This is a genomic window from Klebsiella sp. WOUb02 (genome assembly GCF_050058015.1).
Classification (GTDB): Bacteria; Pseudomonadota; Gammaproteobacteria; order Enterobacterales; family Enterobacteriaceae; genus Klebsiella.
Map to the genome: position 1 here is coordinate 974,757 of NZ_CP170110.1, position 17,714 is coordinate 992,470.

16 protein-coding genes are annotated in these 17,714 nt (G+C 57.2%); 10 read left to right on the plus strand and 6 right to left on the minus strand.

All coding sequences use genetic code 11. The features are described from left to right. Positions 1-16: 16 nt before the first annotated feature. The 3 genes from ABOC21_RS11485 (at position 17) to bioD (ending at position 3,210) form a co-directional block, all read left to right on the plus strand. Positions 17-919: a LysR family transcriptional regulator gene (locus ABOC21_RS11485; protein WP_426814629.1), complete on the plus strand. Its 903-nt coding sequence runs from the start codon at positions 17-19 to the stop codon at positions 917-919. Positions 920-1,043: 124 nt separating this feature from the next. Then, positions 1,044-2,264 carry a sugar metabolism global transcriptional regulator Mlc gene (mlc, locus tag ABOC21_RS11490; protein WP_426814630.1) on the plus strand — a complete coding sequence of 407 codons (1,221 nt, stop codon included), beginning with the start codon at positions 1,044-1,046 and terminating at the stop codon, positions 2,262-2,264. 250 nt (positions 2,265-2,514) lie between these two features. Beyond that, the gene (gene bioD / locus ABOC21_RS11495; protein WP_426814631.1) at positions 2,515-3,210 is read left to right on the plus strand and encodes a dethiobiotin synthase; all 696 of its coding nucleotides are present in this window, start codon (positions 2,515-2,517) and stop codon (positions 3,208-3,210) included. Here the strand turns inward: bioD and clcB are convergent. The 4 genes from clcB to ABOC21_RS11515 form a co-directional block, all read right to left on the minus strand. Continuing rightward, positions 3,172-4,455 (minus strand): voltage-gated ClC-type chloride channel ClcB, encoded by a 1,284-nt coding sequence (gene clcB, locus ABOC21_RS11500; protein ID WP_426814632.1) that lies wholly within the window; start codon positions 4,453-4,455, stop codon positions 3,172-3,174. The two genes, bioD and clcB, sit on opposite strands and share 39 nt — an antisense overlap. 179 nt (positions 4,456-4,634) lie before the next feature. Further along, positions 4,635-5,243, minus strand: coding sequence for a Tat proofreading chaperone DmsD (gene dmsD, locus ABOC21_RS11505; protein WP_426814633.1), 609 nt, complete (start codon positions 5,241-5,243; stop codon positions 4,635-4,637). A gap of 215 nt (positions 5,244-5,458) precedes the next feature. Continuing rightward, positions 5,459-7,894 (minus strand): selenate/tellurate reductase subunit YnfE, encoded by a 2,436-nt coding sequence (ynfE, locus tag ABOC21_RS11510; protein WP_426814634.1) that lies wholly within the window; start codon positions 7,892-7,894, stop codon positions 5,459-5,461. Between the two features lie 146 nt (positions 7,895-8,040). Then, positions 8,041-8,304 carry a DUF1161 domain-containing protein gene (locus ABOC21_RS11515; RefSeq protein ID WP_426815470.1) on the minus strand — a complete coding sequence of 88 codons (264 nt, stop codon included), beginning with the start codon at positions 8,302-8,304 and terminating at the stop codon, positions 8,041-8,043. 112 nt (positions 8,305-8,416) lie between these two features. Between ABOC21_RS11515 and ABOC21_RS11520 the strand changes: the two genes are divergently transcribed. Then, positions 8,417-9,124, plus strand: coding sequence for a YnfC family lipoprotein (locus ABOC21_RS11520; protein ID WP_426815471.1), 708 nt, complete (start codon positions 8,417-8,419; stop codon positions 9,122-9,124). Here the strand turns inward: ABOC21_RS11520 and speG are convergent. Both speG and ABOC21_RS11530 read right to left on the minus strand, forming a co-directional pair. Beyond that, entirely contained in the window at positions 9,118-9,678 is a 561-nt protein-coding gene (speG, locus tag ABOC21_RS11525; protein ID WP_426814635.1) for a spermidine N1-acetyltransferase, read from the minus strand. The two genes, ABOC21_RS11520 and speG, sit on opposite strands and share 7 nt — an antisense overlap. 70 nt (positions 9,679-9,748) lie before the next feature. After that, positions 9,749-10,090 (minus strand): DUF1283 family protein, encoded by a 342-nt coding sequence (locus ABOC21_RS11530; protein WP_426814636.1) that lies wholly within the window; start codon positions 10,088-10,090, stop codon positions 9,749-9,751. 148 nt (positions 10,091-10,238) lie between these two features. On the opposite strand from ABOC21_RS11530, the gene ABOC21_RS11535 reads away from it, so the two are divergent. The 6 genes from ABOC21_RS11535 (at position 10,239) to ABOC21_RS11560 (ending at position 17,631) form a co-directional block, all read left to right on the plus strand. Further along, the gene (locus tag ABOC21_RS11535; RefSeq protein WP_426814637.1) at positions 10,239-10,565 is read left to right on the plus strand and encodes a YnfA family protein; all 327 of its coding nucleotides are present in this window, start codon (positions 10,239-10,241) and stop codon (positions 10,563-10,565) included. 205 nt (positions 10,566-10,770) lie between these two features. Beyond that, positions 10,771-11,985 carry a starvation-sensing protein RspA gene (gene rspA / locus ABOC21_RS11540; RefSeq protein ID WP_426814638.1) on the plus strand — a complete coding sequence of 405 codons (1,215 nt, stop codon included), beginning with the start codon at positions 10,771-10,773 and terminating at the stop codon, positions 11,983-11,985. Between the two features lie 10 nt (positions 11,986-11,995). Beyond that, complete coding sequence (locus ABOC21_RS11545) at positions 11,996-13,000, plus strand: Zn-dependent oxidoreductase (protein ID WP_426814639.1); 1,005 nt, start codon at positions 11,996-11,998, stop codon at positions 12,998-13,000. Between the two features lie 51 nt (positions 13,001-13,051). Further along, positions 13,052-14,428, plus strand: coding sequence for an MFS transporter (locus ABOC21_RS11550; RefSeq protein WP_426814640.1), 1,377 nt, complete (start codon positions 13,052-13,054; stop codon positions 14,426-14,428). 243 nt (positions 14,429-14,671) lie between these two features. After that, a complete protein-coding gene (locus ABOC21_RS11555) occupies positions 14,672-16,006 on the plus strand; it encodes an MFS transporter (RefSeq protein ID WP_426814641.1) in 1,335 nt (444 codons plus the stop codon). A 161-nt stretch (positions 16,007-16,167) separates the two neighbouring features. Next, the gene (locus tag ABOC21_RS11560) at positions 16,168-17,631 is read left to right on the plus strand and encodes a mannitol dehydrogenase family protein (protein ID WP_426814642.1); all 1,464 of its coding nucleotides are present in this window, start codon (positions 16,168-16,170) and stop codon (positions 17,629-17,631) included. Positions 17,632-17,714 lie beyond the last annotated feature (83 nt).

Genomic DNA, 17,714 nt, shown 5'->3' on the forward strand with positions numbered 1-17,714 from the left:
ATAAGACGTTTTAAATATGAATATCGAGCTGCGTCACCTGCGCTACTTTATTGCCGTTGCCGAGGAGCTCCATTTTGGTCACGCGGCGGCGCGGCTGAATATCTCTCAGCCGCCGCTTAGCCAGCAGATTCAGATCCTCGAGCAGCAGATCGGCGCCCGGCTGTTTGCCCGCACCAACCGCAGCGTCAGCCTGACGGCGGCGGGAAAGCAGTTTCTGGCCGATAGCCGCCAAATCCTCACCCAGGTTGAGGATGCCGCCGCGCGGGCGGGGCGGCTGCACCACGGCGAAACCGGCGAACTGCATATCGGCTTTACCTCCTCGGCGCCGTTTATTAAGGCCGTCTCCGATACCCTGTCGACCTTTCGCCGCCGCTATCCGGACGTGCATATCCAGACCCGGGAAACCAACACCCGGGAGCAGATTGTGCCGCTTAACGAAGGGGCGCTCGATCTGGGGCTGATGCGCAACACCCAGCTGCCGGAAACGCTGGAGTGGCAGTGCATTCTGCGCGAGCCGCTGCTGGCAATGGTGCCCAGCGATCATCCGCTGGCGCGCCAGGGGGCGGTTAGCCTGGCGGAACTGGCGAGTCAGCCGTTTGTCTTTTTTGACCCGCACGTGGGCACCGGGCTGTACGACGATATTCTCGGCCTGATGCGCCGCTATGGCCTCACGCCGACGATAGCCCAGGAAGTGGGCGAGGCGATGACGATTATCGGCCTGGTCTCATCCGGACTGGGCGTCTCCATTCTGCCGGCCTCGTTTAAGCGGGTTCAGCTCAACGAAATGCGCTGGCTGCCGATCGTCGAGCAGGACGCGGTTTCCGAAATGTGGCTGGTGTGGTCAAAACATCGCGAACAGGGTCAGGCGACGCAGCGCTTCCGGGAGCAGCTTTTGCACGCCGCCCTGCTGCATAATTAGGACAAAATCAGCTTAAAATTGTGCGGTAAATCACAAGGCTAAGCAAAAATTTGACGGGCACCGTCGAAGTGCTTCACCATAGCCGAAAGTTTATTTCGAAGCGCGAAAATAAAGGGAGTCAAAGGTGGTAGCGGATAGTCAGCCTGGCCATATCGATCAAATAAAGCAGACCAATGCAGGAGCAGTGTATCGCCTGATCGATCAGCTTGGCCCGGTATCGCGCATCGACCTCTCCCGTTTTGCCCAGCTGGCGCCTGCCAGCATCACCAAAATTGTCCGCGAGATGCTGGAAGCGCATCTGGTGCAGGAAACGGAAATCCAGGATCCGGGCAGCCGCGGACGTCCGGCGGTGGGCCTGATGGTTGAAACCGAGGCCTGGCACTATCTTTCGGTGCGCATCAGCCGGGGAGAGATTCACCTCGCGCTGCGGGACTTAAGCAGCAAGCTGGTGGTCGAAGAGCAGCTCGAGCTGGCGCTACAGCATGAACAGCCGTTTCTGACGCGGGTCGTTGAGCATATCGACCGCTTTTTTATCCGCCATCAAAAGAAACTGGAACGCCTCACCGCGATTGCCGTCACCATGCCGGGAATTATCGATACCGAGAATGGCATCATTCATCGGATGCCGTTTTATGATGAGGTCAAGGATCTGCCGCTCGGCGAAGTGCTGGCCAACCATACCGGGGTTTCGGTTTATATTCAGCACGATATCAGCGCCTGGACCATGGCGGAGTCGCTGTTTGGCGCCTCCAGAGGGGCGAGGGACGTGATTCAGGTTGTGATTGATCATAACGTTGGCGCCGGGGTGATTACCGACGGTCGCCTGCTGCATGCCGGGAGCAGCAGCCTGGTGGAAATAGGCCATACTCAGGTCGACCCTTACGGCAAACGCTGCTACTGCGGCAACCACGGCTGTCTGGAAACTATTGCCAGCGTCGAGAGCGTGCTGGAGCTTGCTCAGGTGCGGATGGCCAAATCGATGAGTTCAATGCTGCACCAGCAGCCGCTGAGCGTTGAGTGGCTCTGTCAGGCGGCGCTGCAGGGGGATTTGCTGGCTCGCGATATTATTAGCGGCGTCGGCCAGCACGTCGGACGGATACTGGCGATCATGGTTAACCTCTTCAACCCGCAAAAAATTCTTATCGGCTCTCCGTTTAGCCTCGCGGCGGATATCCTGTTTCCGGCTATTTCTGACTGCATTCGTCAACAGTCGCTGCCGGCCTATAGCCGACATATTACCGTCGAAAGCACCCAGTTCTCCAACCGCGGAACCATGGCCGGCGCCGCGCTGGTCAAGGATGCCCTCTATAACGGATCGCTGCTGATACGACTGTTACAGGGTTAACATTTTTTCATAGTCACACTAAAAATTGCGCTATCTCAAGCCGGCATTCATCGGCTTCGCGTAGACTTTTCCCACAGTTTAGTAGCCATTTTCTCTCTATATCCGCAAAAATCACGCCGCAGGAAGGCCGCCACGCAGGGAATCCCGCCCCTTACTCCGGTAAGCGTCCTGGGTGAGCGATGACGCTAACCGCAATGCTGCCTGATGGCTGACGGATATATATTTCATCAATATAACTGTGGGGTTAGTGATGTTTAAGCGTTTCTTTATAACAGGTACTGACACCGCCGTCGGGAAGACGGTGGTCTCGCGTGCGCTGCTGCAGGCGCTGGCCGCTGATGGCAAAAGCGTGGCCGGATATAAGCCGGTGGCGAAGGGCAGCAAAGAGACGCCGGACGGGTTGCGGAACAAAGATGCGCTGATTCTACAAAGCGTGTCGACGCTGGCATTACCCTATGATGCCGTCAATCCCATAGCGCTAAGCGAAGATGAAAGCAGCGTGGCGCACAGCGGGCCGATCAACTACGGGCTGCTGACGGACGGCCTGCAGCGCCTGAGCGCGCAGGTTGACCACGTGGTGGTTGAAGGGACCGGCGGCTGGCGCAGCCTGATGAACGATCTGCGACCGCTTTCCGAATGGGTGGTGCAGGAGCAGCTGCCGGTACTAATGGTGGTGGGCATTCAGGAAGGCTGCATCAACCACGCCCTGCTGACCGCGCAGGCCATCGCTAATGACGGCCTGCCGCTTATCGGCTGGGTCGCCAACCGCATTAATCCGGGGCTGGCGCACTACGCTGAAATCATCGACGTCTTAAGCAAAAAGCTGCCGGGGCCGCTGATTGGCGAACTGCCCTATCTACCGCGCGCCGAGCAGCGCGAGCTGAGCCAGTATATCGACCTGGCGCGGCTAGGCGAGGTGATGGCGGTAGATCGAGTCCTGGCGTAGCGTCCGGGAAAGCACCGACGCCAGCACGCTGGCCATCAATAAACCGGGCAGCAGCTCATATTGCCCGGTCATTTCACAAATCATCAGGGTCGACATAATCGGGGCATGCGTTGTTGCCGCCAGAAACGTCGCCATTCCTGCCAGACCCAGCATAATGGCCACTTCAGAGCTATGTAGCCACAGGCCGCTGAAGCTGGCGAACAGCATCCCCATTGCCAGCCCGACGAACAGCGTCGGCGTAAATACGCCGCCGGGCGCTCCGGAGCCGCTGCTGGCCAGTACCGCCAGCAGTTTACAGGCGAACACCAGGGCGATCGCGCCCAGCAGAGGCGGCGACTGGAGATAGCTCTGCACCGTGCTGTAGCCGTTGCCCCATACCGCCGGCGTGAGCAGCGACAGCAGGCCGACAATGGCGCCGCCGAGCGCCAGCTGCCAGGGCGGCGACAGGCGCAGGCGCAGAAAGCTGCGATGACTCCAGCTCATCAACCAGACGAAGAGCGGCCCGCAGAGCCCGGCCAGCAGGCCGGTCGCCAGCATCAGCCCATAGTGAACGGCGCTGAGGGGAAGGTTGAGCGTCACCTGATAAAGGGGCAGCTGGCTGCCGTTTAGCAGGTTGCTGACCAGCAGCGAGACAACCGCTGAAACGATCACCGGGCCGAGCGAGGCCAGTATCAGCGTGCCGAACAGAATTTCGGCAATAAACAGGCTTCCGGCTAAGGGAGCGTGATAGGCGCTGGCCATCCCGGCGGCGGCGCCGCAGGCAACCCATAGTTTCCACTCATCTTTTGGCGTGAAGCGGCGGGCGAAAAGCGAGGCCGCCAGCGCCGCCAGCAGGATCATCGCCCCCTCGCGGCCAATGGCGCTGCCGGTCGTCACCACCAATAGCGAAGCGCAGGATTTGAGCAGGCTGGCGGGCGTATCGAAGCGGCCGTCGCCGGTTTCCAGCGCCTCCATATAATCGGTCGGCGCATGCGGACGCTGGCGGGTGCGGCGCTGCCAGAGCCAGAGCAGAGTGCCGGCGGCAAGTCCCCCGGCCGCCGGCGTCAGCAGACGCCGCCACCCCGACAGCGACGCGGCGGCGTTGACCAGGCTTCCGCTACGGTTGTTGAGGAGTAATGCTTCCAGCAGCGCCATCGCGCCGTGAAATAGCGCCACGGCGAGCGCCGCCAATATACCGATCAGCGTGGCGATCAGCAGGCGGCGAAACATGACCTGAATATCAGGGTAATTATGCAAACGATGCATCGGAAATTACGCGTTGCGGGAATGGTTGCCTTATTGTGCAGCGGAATAACGTTAGACGCAAAAGATATAAGCTCCGGTGTTGCCGCAGGATGGCCGGGCACAGGAGAGGCGGAAAGGGTTTTGCGTGACGTTGTCACTCAAGATGTGCCCATGCCAGAGGCGTCGGCATGGGCGCAAGGTTAGCGATACAGCGGTTTTTCGGCGACGGTAAGCGCCAGCGCGTTTTGCCACTCCGCCAGCGTTGCCTGACTCAACTGCCCCAGGGCCAGGTAGAAAGGATGCCCGGCTTCGCTGGTGAAAACGGTCAGGAAGCGGCCCGACCAGGGAAGCAGATGCCGGGCCAACAGCTGCGAAAGTGCCTCATCCTGCCCGGATTCGCACAGCCAGGCGGCCAGCAGCAGCAGGGTGCCAAAACCATCTTCCGGCTCATTATTCTGCGCGGCGCGGGCGATACCGTTCAGCCGCATCCACTCCCTGAGCTCCAGCGTCGAATCGCCAAACAGGACGTTTTCTTTATCCAGCCAGACGGAGCCCCACGGCGGCGCCGGCAGAGCCCAGGGGCCGATAAACAGGCGCTGCCACGCCTCGGCAAGCGGCTCGTCGTTTTGTTCCGCGAAGCGGAGGGCTATCTCAGCGGGTAGCGTAAAGGGCCACTGGGCCTGCCAGCTTCCGTCGCGCAGGGCGTCGATTAGCGGGGCGGCCTGCTCGCTCTGCGGGGCAAATGAAAATAGCGCGCCCAGCGTTCGGGCGCTCAGCGCGACGGCGTCGCGGAATGGGGGTTGCATCATGCTCATATTCCTTACTGCGGCGCGGCGGTCCGCGCGGGCAAAAAATTAACCGGCAGTCTGCCGTGCCGACGATCGTATGCAGGTCATAAAACAGGCCGGGCTCTGAAGCTATTTTTTAGCGACAGCCAGTTCGGGTAGCTCACGATAGGCATCCCCGCGAACCGTAAACAGCGCCAGCGGCCACTCATGCGACCCGTTTTTCATGCGGCTTCTCCTCAGACTTTGGCAATTTCAACCAGGTTGGTGTGTTGCGGATTGCCTTTCGCCAGCGGTGACGGCCGGTGGGTGGTCAGCGTATTAATGCAGGCGCCGCGGTCGATGCGATCGCCGCTCATATCGGCGTCATGCCACGCGCCCTGGCCCATAGCCGATACGCCGGGCATAATGCGCGGCGTCACTTTCGCCGCGATGCGCAGCTCGCCGCGCTCGTTGAAGACGCGCACCATATCGCCGTTTCTAATCCCGCGCTTCTCCGCGTCCAGCGGGTTAATCCACACCTCCTGGCGGCAGGCGGCCTGGAGGATATCGACGTTACCGTAGCTTGAGTGGGTCCGCGCTTTATAGTGGAAGCCAAAAAGCTGCAGCGGAAAACGGTCGCGCAGAGGGTCATTCCAGCCTTCAAAGGTGGAGGCGTACACCGGCAGCGGGCTGATGATTTCATCCGCGGCCAGCTGCCAGCTGGCGGCGATATCAGCCAGCCGGCTGGAGTAAATCTCAATTTTACCGGAAGGCGTTTTCAGCGGGTTGGCGAGCGGGTCGCGGCGAAAATCCCGATAGGCGACGAAGTGACCTGCTGGATCTTTGCGTTTGTAAATTCCCATGGCTTTGAGCTCATCGTAGCCGGGCAGCGCGGGGTCTTTCGCCAGCATCAGGGCGTAAAGGTGTTGCAGCCACTGTTCCTGGGTTCGTCCTTCGGTAAACTTCTGCAGAACCTCACCGCCAAGCCGTTTTGCCACTTCGCTGAGGATCCAGTAGATCGGCTTACGCTCAAATTTTGGCGACGTGGCGGGCTGAATAAAGATCAGGTAGCCCATATTGCCGGCGTAATCGTTGGGAATAATATCCTGCTGCTCGACGGTCATCAGGTCCGGAAGCAGGATGTCGGCATATTTAGCCGATGAGGTCATAAAGTTATCAATCACCACGATGGTTTCGCACTTTGTCTCGTCCTGCAGAATCTCGTGGGTCCTGTTGATGTCAGAGTGCTGATTGACGAGGGTATTCCCGGCGTAGTTCCACAGGAACTTGATCGGGACGTCCAGCTTATCCTTGCCGCGTACGCCGTCGCGCAGGGCGGTCATTTCGGGCCCGCGCTCGATGGCGTCGGTCCAGCTGAAGCAGGAGATGGCGGTTTTCACCGGGTTGCTCAGCACCGGCAGGCGCTCGATGGTGATGGTATAGGTTGATTCACGCGCGCCGCTACCGCCGCCGCTAATCCCGACGTTACCGGTCAGAATCGGCAGCATGGCGATCGCCCTGGCGGTCAGCTCGCCGTTGGCCTGGCGCTGCGGCCCCCAGCCCTGACAAATGCAGGCCGGTTTGGCGCTGCCGATCTCCCGCGCCAGCTTGATGATGCGATCGGCCGGAACTCCGCAAATCAGCGACGCCCACTGCGGCGTTTTGGCAATGCCGTCATCCCCTGCGCCAAGAATGTAGGCTTTATAGTGGCCATTCGCCGGCGCGCCCGCGGGCAGCGTTTTTTCGTCATAGCCGACGCAGAAGGTATCAAGGAACGGCTGGTCGACAAGGTTTTCATTAATCAGCACCCAGGCGATACCGGCTACCAGCGCCGCATCGGTGCCGGGGCGAATGGGGATCCACTCGTCTTCGCGCCCGGCGGCGGTATCGGTATAGCGCGGGTCGATAACGATCATTTTGGCGTTGGAACGCTCGCGAGCCTGTTCAAGGTAGTAGGTTATCCCGCCGCCGCTCATGCGGGTTTCCGCCGGGTTATTGCCGAACATCACCACCAGCTTACTGTTCTCGATGTCGGAGGTGCTGTTGCCCTCGTTGCTGCCGTAGGTGTAGGGCATGGCGCAGGCTATCTGGGCGGTGCTGTAGGTGCCGTACTGGTTTAACGAGCCGCCGTAGCAGTTCATCAGGCGAGCGACCGGGGAAGCGGAGGGCGACGAGCGGGTCATATTGCCGCCGACGATCCCGGAAGAGTAGTTTATATAGACCGCTTCGTTGCCGTACTCTTTAACGATCCGCTGCAGGCTGCCGGCCAGGGCGTCCAGCGCTTCGTCCCAGCTGATGCGCGCAAACTTCCCTTCGCCGCGTTTACCGACTCGTTTCATCGGATAGTTCAGGCGGTCAGGATGGTTGATGCGCCGGCGGATAGAGCGGCCGCGCAGACAGGCGCGGACCTGATGATCGCCATAAATATCCTGCCCGGTGTTATCGGTCTCAACCCACACCACTTCGTCATCGCGGACGTGCAGACGCAGGGCGCAGCGGCTGCCGCAGTTTACCGAGCAGGCTCCCCACACCACCCGTTCTTCGCCCTGGGCGGCCTGCTGCACGGCCGCCGCCGCGCCGCGCAGGCTAAACGGAAGCGCCAGTCCACCGGCCGCTAATGCCAGGGAACCAATCGCTGAGGATTTTATTAGGGTACGACGGCTGAGGCCGCCTTCATATTCCGGATTAGACATTACTCACTCCCCGATTGTTATTATGATGCAATCCCGCCGACGGTTTAAGTCGCGCGGATGGGAGAGTCATAATACTTATATAGAGGTAGGTGGATATTATCCCTGGTCAACCCAGAGATAATATCCTTCATCTGAAGCAGGGGGAGTTACTGCGCTTCGCTATCGGTACCGGCGTTGCGGGTGTAGATAATTTTAAAGGTATCGTTAGCACAATGTCCGACAACCTGGGCGCCGGGCTGGTCAGGCTGGTCGCTGGGGACAATGCTCAGGCTAAAGCCCGTCGCCGGCACGCCGTTATTGATAATTTTCTGCTGAATATCGTTCTTTACGCGTTCGCAGGAATCCGGCGCGGCCAGCGCCGATGCCGAGCCCAGCAGCAGCGCCGCGCATAGCCAGGGGGATATTTTCATCATAAACTCCTTATTGACGTCATCCAGATTTAAGCATAGCAGAACTGGTGTAAACAATTGTATTTGCTAATATGATTGCATATGTACACAGAAGGAAGCGGGCGTGAACAAACTGTTTTTACCGTTACTGGTACTGGAGGCCGTGGCGCTCAGCGCCTGCGATAATCAATCCGCGCCGCAGGCCTTTACGCCTGAAATGGCAAGCTTCTCTAACGAGTTCGAGTTTGACCCGCTGCGCGGTCCGGTGAAAGATTTTAGCCAGACGCTGCTCGATGAACATGATGAAGTGGTGAAACAGGTCCGCGGGCGATTATCCAGCGAGGGCTGCTTCGACCTGCTGGCTTTCCAGGATCGCGAAAACAACACCGGTGCCACGCTGCTGCTTGACGCGAACTACTATCTCGACGCGCAAACGCATGAAAAGCGCCTGCGCCTGCAGGGAAAATGTCAGCTTGCCGAAATGCCTTCGGCGGGGGTGAGTTGGGAAACGGATGATAACGGCTTCGTGGTGACCGCCCGCGGTAAAGAGACTACCGCCAGCTACCGCTATGATGCTGAAGGCTATCCGCTAGGCAAAACCACCACCGCTAAAGATCAGCGCTTTACGGTGGTCTCCACGCCGGCAACCGATCCGCGTAAAAAGCTGGACTACACGGCGGTGAGCACCTTTAACGATCGCGAGCTTGGCAGCGTGCGGCAGACCTGCGACTACGATGGTCACGACAATCCGGTGAAGTGCGAGCTGCAGGTTGTCGATGAAAGCGTGCAGCCGCCGCTAACGCGCCGTTACACCATCAAAAATAGCATCGACTACTACTGAGCCGTTGGCTTCAACAGCGCCGGGCCCGGCGTGCGGTGTTCGCTAAGATACTGATGCTGGAACAGGCACATCCGAATCGTGTTACGGTATTCGCCGTTAATGAAAAACTCGTGAATGAGCTCGCCTTCCACCATAAACCCCAGCTTACGGTAAATGTGGATCGCCTTTTCATTTTCGCTGTCGACGATAAGGTACAGCTTGTAGAGATTGAGCACGGTAAAACCGTAGTCCATCGCCAGCTTAGCGGCGCGGGTCGCAAGGCCTCGCCCCTGATAATCCGGGGAGATAATAATCTGAAACTCGGCGCGGCGGTGGACGTGGTTAATTTCAACCAGCTCAACCAAACCGGCTTTTTCACCGTCGCACTCAATCACAAACCGGCGTTCGCTCTGATCGTGAATATGTTTGTCATAGAGGTCCGAGAGTTCGACAAAAGCCTCATACGGCTCTTCAAACCAGTAGCGCATCACGCTGGCGTTGTTATCGAGCTGGTGAACAAAACGGAGATCTTCGCGCTCTAGCGGGCGCAGCCTGACTGTATGAGCGTCACTCATGGGCGTTCCTGTGCAGCAATGCTGGAGATAATAATGGATTATGGCGCCCGCAGGCGCCATGCGTGGCGGGTTACGGCGCTATCGCGCGGCCGGTACGGCGATCGAGGCAGCGCAGGGTATTTGGCTCCCAGTAGGCGTTGACGTTCGCGCTTTTCTGGCAGTTATCCTGGGCATCAAAAGCGACGTCGGCCTTATCCCACTCTTTTTCGGTGCGGGTGTTGACCTTATGGCGCAAAGAGCGGGTGTCGTTCCACTGCTCTTTTTCCATGGCGGCGTGCTGGCGGCTCTGCGCGCTATCGCCGGATTCAATCACCAGGGTGTCGGTTTTGGCAAAAGACGATGCGGTGTAGACCGCGGCGCTTAGCGCCAGCATGGCGGTCAGGCACCAGCGTTTGTTCAGTGTCATTTTCATCACGGTTTCCTTTGAGTGATAAAAAGGGTTAGCCCTTAATATGAGTTTACTACATCTCTTTTCTGCGGCATACCCGGCAAAAGGAAGTGGGAGCGCGGCAATTATCGCGTAGAATGTCGTCATTCTCTCCGCTATTTACGTATCTTTAATGCTTAAAACCACGCTGCTCTTTTTTGCCACCGCCCTGTGTGAAATCCTCGGCTGCTATTTACCCTGGCTCTGGCTAAAGCGGGGCGCCACGCCGCTGCTGCTGCTGCCCGCCGGGCTCGCGCTGGTACTGTTCGTCTGGCTGCTGACCCTGCACCCGGCGGCGAGCGGGCGCGTTTACGCCGCCTACGGCGGAGTTTATGTCTGCACCGCGCTGCTGTGGCTGCGCTTCGTTGACGGCGTTAAGCTCAGTCATTACGACTGGGCCGGCGCGGTTATTGCGCTGTGCGGAATGCTGATTATCGTCGCCGGCTGGGGCCGCGCGTAGCGTAAAGGCACGCGAGGCGCCAGCCGCGCGGCATGGCGCTTATTTTCTCCTCTTAATTCCACCTTTCTCCTGCCGGCGTCCACCGCCTCGGACCCGGGCATTTATGTGACTCATGACATCTTTTTCGATCATCATACTTGTATGGTAGTAGGTCTGGTGATTTAATTTTATGCACTAACCGCAGAGATGTAAGGAATAAATAAAGATGAAGATCGTTGCCGCTGAAGTTTTCGTCACCTGTCCCGGACGTAACTTTGTCACGCTAAAAATCACCACCGATGACGGCATCGTCGGGCTGGGGGATGCTACTTTAAACGGCCGCGAGCTGTCCGTCGCCTCCTACCTGCAGGATCACCTCTGCCCGCAGCTTATTGGCCGCGACGCGCAGCGTATCGAAGATATCTGGCAGTTCTTCTATAAGGGAGCCTACTGGCGCCGCGGCCCGGTGACCATGTCGGCTATTTCCGCCGTCGATATGGCCCTGTGGGATATTAAAGCGAAGGCGGCGGGTATGCCGCTGTATCAGCTGCTGGGCGGGGCATCCCGTGAAGGGGTGATGGTTTACTGCCACACCACGGGTCACACCATTGACGAAGTGCTGGACGACTATGCTCGCCACAAAGAGATGGGCTTTAAGGCGATCCGCGTGCAGTGCGGCATTCCGGGAATGAAGACCACCTACGGGATGGCAAAAGGCAAAGGGCAGGCCTACGAGCCGGCGACCAAGGGGCTGTGGCCGGAAGAGCAGCTGTGGTCGACGGAGAAGTATCTTGATTTTACCCCGCAGCTGTTCGCCGCCGTGCGCGAAAGATTTGGTTTCAATGAACACCTGCTGCATGACATGCACCATCGCCTGACGCCGATCGAAGCCGCGCGCTTTGGCAAGAGCATCGAGGAGTATCGCCTGTTCTGGATGGAGGACCCGACTCCGGCAGAAAACCAGGAGTGCTTCCGCCTGATCCGCCAGCATACCGTGACGCCCATTGCGGTAGGGGAAGTTTTTAACAGCATCTGGGACTGCAAGCAGCTGATCGAGGAGCAGCTGATTGATTATATCCGCACCACCGTGACCCACGCCGGCGGGATCACCGGCATGCGCCGTATCGCTGATTTTGCCTCACTCTATCAGGTGCGCACCGGCTCCCACGGGCCGTCCGACCTGTCGCCGGTCTGTATGGCGGCGGCGCTGCACTTTGACCTGTGGGTGCCGAACTTTGGCGTGCAGGAGTATATGGGCTACTCCGAGCAGATGCTCGAGGTTTTCCCTCATAGCTGGACGTTCGATAATGGCTATATGCACCCAGGGGAAAAGCCGGGGCTGGGCATTGAGTTTGACGAGAAGCTGGCGGCGAAATATCCCTACGATCCGGCCTGCCTGCCGGTTGCCCGATTAGAAGACGGCACCTTGTGGAACTGGTAAGGAGAATAAAATGAAAAGTATCGTTATCCGCCAGCCCAACGAGCTGGTGATTGAAGAGCGCGCGCTGCCACAGCCTGCCGCGGGAGAAGTTCGGGTCAAGGTGCAGCTGGCGGGAATATGCGGTTCGGATAGCCATATCTATCGCGGCCACAACCCCTTTGCAAAATACCCGCGCGTTATCGGCCATGAGTTTTTCGGCATTATCGATGCCGTTGGCGCCGAGGTGACGGATAAAGCTATAGGTCAGCGGGTGTGCGTGGATCCGGTTATCAGCTGCGGACACTGCTATCCCTGCTCGGTGGGCAAACCGAACGTCTGCACCTCGTTGGTGGTTCTCGGCGTACACCGGGACGGCGGTTTCAGCGAGTATGCGGTGGTGCCGGCGAAAAACGCCTGGCGGGTGCCGGACAGCATTCCGGACAGGCATGCGGTGATGGTTGAACCCTTTACGATCGCCGCCAACGTGACCGGGCAGGTGACGCCGACCGCGCAGGACGTGGCGCTGGTTTACGGCGCCGGGCCGATGGGCTTAACCACCATCCAGGTTCTCAAGCAGGTGTACAAAGTCGGTCAGGTCATTGTGGTTGACCGCATCGAAGAACGTTTGCAGATGGCAAAACGCAACGGCGCGGACCGCACGATCAATAACGGCGAGGCGTCATTAGCCGAGGTGTTGCAGGTCAAGCCAACGCTGATTATCGATGCCGCCTGCCACCCGACAATTCTCCAGGAAGCGGTGACGCTGGCGTCGCCGGCGGCCAGAATTGTCCTGATGGGCTTCTCCACCGAACCATCCCAGGTGGCGCAGCAGGGTATTACCGGTAAAGAGCTGTCGATATTTTCCTCGCGGCTGAACGCCAATAAATTCCCGGTGGTTCTGCAATGGCTGGAGCAGGGGCTTATTAATCCGGAAATGTTAATTACCCACGCTTTTGGCTATCAACAGGTCGCTGAGGCCATTGAGCTATTTGAAAATGACAGGAAGAGCTGCTGTAAGGTTTTATTAACCTTCTGACACTCAATATAACGCCAGACTCTATATCCTACACAATTAGAGATTATAAAGATGACGACAGTAAAGAATGAGAGAACAACCACCGATCTCATCCGCGCGGCTGTATCCGGCTGGTTAGGTACGGCCCTGGAGTTTATGGACTTCCAGCTTTACTCTTTAGGCGCCGCGCTGGTATTCCATGAAATATTCTTCCCCGAGCAGTCCGCGGCGATGGCGCTGATTTTAGCGATGGGGACCTACGGTGCAGGATATATTGCCCGCATCGTCGGGGCGTTTATTTTCGGCAAAATGGGCGATAGCATCGGCCGCAAGAAAGTGCTGTTTATTACGATCACCATGATGGGCATTTGTACAACGCTAATCGGCGTTTTGCCGACCTATGCCCAGGTGGGGATCCTGGCGCCGGTGCTGCTGGTCACCCTGCGCGTAATTCAGGGGCTGGGGGCCGGGGCGGAAATTTCCGGAGCCGGTACGATGCTGGCGGAGTATGCGCCGAAGGGTAAGCGTGGGATTATCTCCTCGCTGGTGGCGATGGGGACCAACTGCGGCACCCTTAGCGCCACGGCTATCTGGGCGGTGATGTTCTTCCTGCTCGACCGCGAGCAGCTGGTAGCGTGGGGCTGGCGTATACCGTTCCTCGCCAGCGCGGTGGTGATGGTCTTCGCCATCTGGCTGCGTCTGAACCTCAAAGAAAGCCCGGTATTCGAAAAAGTCGCCGAGGGCGGCAGCCTGCAGAGCGCCGCCCGCATCCAGGAGAGTACCTTCGGCGCGATGCTGAAGAGTAAATCGTTCTGGCTGGCGACGGGCCTGCGCTTCTGTCAGGCGGGCAACTCGGGGCTGATTCAAACCTTTCTGGCGGGCTATCTGGTGCAAACCCTGCTGTTTGATAAAGCGATCCCAACAGACGCTTTAATGATCAGCTCGGTGATTGGTTTTATCACGATTCCGCTGCTGGGCTGGCTGTCAGATAAGGTAGGGCGGCGCATTCCCTATATTATCGTGAATATCTCCGCGATTATTTTAGCCTATCCGATGCTGGCGATTATCATGGATAAGAGCCACAGCGTGAGCACCATTATGGCCTCGTTGATTGTGATCCATAACGTGGCGGTGCTGGGGCTGTTTGCCCTCGAAAATATTACGATGGCCGAGCTGTTTGGATCGCGTAATCGCTTCACCAGAATGGCTATCTCCAAAGAGATGGGGGGACTGGTTGCCGTTGGTTTCGGCCCGGTGCTGGCGGGTATTTTCTGTAATATGACCGACTCGTGGCTGCCCATCGTGGTGATGCTGGTGAGCTATTCGGTTATCGGCCTGCTTGCCGCACTCCTGATGCCGGAAGTGCGCGACCGCGACCTGAGCCTGGCTAACGATGCGGCTGATACTGTCCTGTTGCATGAAGAACAGAAATCCGGTCAGTATATTTAAATAACAGCCTATAGTTCGGCGCTATTATTTTCTGGTTTTATATCTGAAAAGTGATGATTGATATTAACCATGGCCTCCCGGTTGTAGAACGTACTTCGCCTAAGGCTAATTTGTCCTGTGGCTACCGAACTTTGGCTTCCGGGAGTACAAGCGCTATTCCGAACTTGGGAAACGGGTAAGCATAATGTGTACGCACGAAAGATGTTGATTAACCCAATACCCTATAAAAGGTAAAAAAACCCTATGGTTAGTTCAGTCGAAGTTAAAAGTGGTGCAGGTAATAAAGCTATTATTCGCCGAGTAGCCAGTGCATCTGCAATTGGGACCGCTGCTGAATATTATGATTTTTTTGCATATGGGACGGCAGCGGTACTCTTTTTTGGGCATCTGTTTTTCCCAAGTGACGATCCTTTAATTAGTACTCTTGCGGCGTTTGCAACATATGCAGTTGGTTTCTTAGCGCGGCCACTAGGTGGAATTGTTTTTGGTCATATCGGCGATAAGGTTGGCCGTAAAAAAGCGCTGGTGATTACTATATTAATTGTAGGGTTAGGTACGTTTTGTATTGGGCTGTTACCGACGTATGAAAAAATTGGTATTTGGGCTCCAGCATTGCTTATCTTCATTCGCGTGTTACAAGGCTTTGGTGTTGGCGGTGAGCAGGCCGGAGCGGTATTGATGACAGCTGAATATTCTGAACCAAAGCATCGGGGATTCTTCTCCAGTTGGGTGCAAATCGGTGCACCAGTTGGTTTTCTGCTTCCATTAGCGCTGTTTGCTTTGTTAAATGCCACGCTCTCCTCAGAGGCGATGATGGACTACGGATGGCGTATACCGTTCCTGTTAAGTCTGCTATTGGTTATTGTAGGGTTGTTTATTCGTTTAAAAATTGATGAATCGCCAGTGTTCGCTCAAATTCGGGAGGCCAAGGCTGAAGAGTCTCGCCCATTAGTTGAAGTCATTCGTGATTTCCCCGGAATTGTTGTAAAGGGGGTGTGCGCAAAATTGATCGAAGCGTGTACATTTGCGATGTTTACGGTCATTGTTTTGGCCTATGGTAAGGCAAATAATCTTGATGCTAATATTTTAATGGAAGCAATGATTGTTGCTGTAATAATAGAAATTATTGCAATACCGCTGATGGGATCGCTATGTGATAAAATCGGGCGCAAACCAGTTTATATTATTGGGGCGCTGATTCAAGTTATTATTATTGTGCCATTCTTCCTCGCTATTAATCAGGATAGTTTCTGGCTTACTCAGTTAGTGATGATTGTGGTTCTGAGCATAGGGCACAGTATGTGTTATGCCCCTCAGGCATCATATTTCCCTGAACTGTTCCCGACCCATATTCGTTGTAGCGGTATTGCATTGATTTGGCAGATGGGATCTCTTATTGGTAGCGGGATCCTTGGCCTGGTGGCGGTGAAGATTCTGCAAGTTACAGGTGGCCATTATTACGGACTTGCAACCTACGTCATTGTTTTGGGTGTTATCTCAATAATTGGCTTACTTATGATGCCAGAAACTGCACCACAGCGGCTCAAGCGTGAATATCAGCAGTGGCAAAAACACTAACAATCCCTGGCGGCGTCAAGGCCGCCAAAACCTCTCCGCGTGGTACATAACTTTAAAATGATGTCATACCAATACTGCAAAACTTAATTCAAATCAAAACATACAACCATACAGGCGTTACTCTGAGACAGTCCTGATTTCATTTATAAGTAGGTTATATAATGCAAAACAAGCTCTTGGCGGCAAAGGCTGCACTTCCTGACTACGATCGTACAAAACTGATTTCCCGTATCGTGCACCTCGGTTTCGGCGCCTTTCACCGCGCGCACCAGGCGGTCTATGCCGATATTCTGGCCGCGGAACACGGCAGCGACTGGGGATACACCGAAGTAAACCTGATTGGCGGCGAACAGCAAATTGCCGATTTGCAGCAGCAGGACCTGCTGTATACCGTCGCCGAAATGTCGGCTGATGCCTGGACCGCTCGGGTGGTTGGCGTCGTTAAGCAGGCGATGCACGCGCAGGTCGAGGGTCTGGAAAGCGTGCTGGCAAAAATGTGTGAGCCGCAGGTGGCGATTGTTTCACTGACCATCACGGAAAAGGGCTACTGTCATTCGCCGGCCAGCGGCGAGCTGCAGCTGGATCATCCGCTGATTGTCGCCGATATACAAAACCGGCATCAGCCGAAGTCTGCGCCCGGGGTTATTGTTGAAGCGCTGGCGCGGCGTAAAGCCGCCGGTTTACCGGCATTTAGCGTGATGTCCTGCGACAATATGCCGGAAAACGGCCACGTATTGCGCAACGTCGTCTGCGCCCTGGCGCGGGCGATTGATGGCGAGCTGGCCGACTGGATCACCGATAACGTGACCTTCCCGTCAACGATGGTCGATCGTATTGTTCCGGCGGTAACCCCCGCGACCCTGGATAAAATCGAACAGCTGACCGGCGTGCGCGATCCGGCCGGCGTCGCCTGCGAGCCGTTCCGTCAGTGGGTCATTGAGGATAACTTCGTCGCCGGGCGTCCGGAATGGGAAAAGGCCGGCGCGGAGCTGGTGACGGACGTTGTGCCGTTTGAAGAGATGAAGCTGCGTATGCTCAACGGCAGCCACTCTTTCCTCGCGTACCTCGGCTACCTGGCCGGCTATCAGCACATTAACGACTGTATGCAGGATCCAAACTATCGTCTGGCAGCACGCACCCTGATGCTGGAAGAGCAGGCCCCGACGCTGAAAGTGCAGGGCGTTGACCTGGCTCGCTACGCCGGGCTGCTGATCGACCGCTATAGCAATCCGGCGCTTCAGCACCGGACGTGGCAGATTGCGATGGACGGCAGCCAGAAGCTGCCGCAGAGGATGCTGGATTCGGTACGCTGGCATCTGGCGCAGGGCGGTGATTTTAGTCTGTTGGCGCTGGGCGTAGCCGGATGGATGCGCTACGTCGGCGGCGTCGATGACCAGGGGCAGGCGATAGAGATCAGCGATCCGCTGCTGCCGACGATCCAGCAGGCCGTGCGCGAGAGCGCCGATGGCGAAGCGCGGGTGAACGCGCTGCTTGGCATCGAGGCGATTTTCGGCGCCAGCCTGGCGCAGGACGCGCGCTTTGACGACGCGGTGACTCAGGCCTATCTTTCGCTGCAGCGTCAGGGGGCGAAAGCGACCGTTGCGGCCTGGGCGCTGGCGCAGTAACCGCTCTTTCATGCCGCCGGCTCCGGCGGCATTAACGCGGCGACGGGAAATAGCCCTCGCCGCCGCGTCTTACCCGTACTTCA